The organism is Neisseria sp. P0021.S006 (genome assembly GCF_051956895.1).
The window spans coordinates 1-497 of sequence record NZ_JBQCWZ010001106.1; the positions used below are offsets into that span (position 1 = coordinate 1).

Genomic DNA, 497 nt, shown 5'->3' on the forward strand with positions numbered 1-497 from the left:
TTTCCGGCAGATCCAAAGGCAAACCTGCTCCCATCACAATCGCGTCTGCACCGGATTCGCAGGCCTGACGGACGTAGGCGGCATGGTCTTTGACAGCTTTCATGACGTTGACGGCAATCATGCCTTTGCCTTCTGAATCGGCTTTGGCTTTTTTGATTTCACGGTCCAGCGCGATGCAGTTGATACGGGTGTATTTTTCTTCGCTGGAATCGATTTTTGATTCGGCCAGCAAATCTTCGTGCAAGTGGCGCAAATCGACGCTGGCGATGGTACCTACGCCGTTTTCGCGCGCAACCGCGCTGGAGAGTTTTGATGCGGAAACGCCTACACCCATACCGCCTTGTACGACGGGAATCAGTGATTTGCCACGGATAATCAATGGGTCAAAGTTGTTTTGCATGGATGCTCCTTCATAGATTCTGGGTGGTGCCGTCTGAAATCCTATGAAATGGATTGGATAACGGGCTGATGTGTATACAAATAAGTGTGTTTTTCGC

At 50.3% G+C, this 497-nt stretch carries 1 pseudogene; it reads right to left on the reverse strand.

What is annotated here, in order from left to right:
• A pseudogene (locus tag ACTHUM_RS18975) lies at window positions 1–400 on the reverse strand (nitronate monooxygenase); the annotation flags it as partial.
• Window positions 401–497 lie beyond the last annotated feature (97 nt).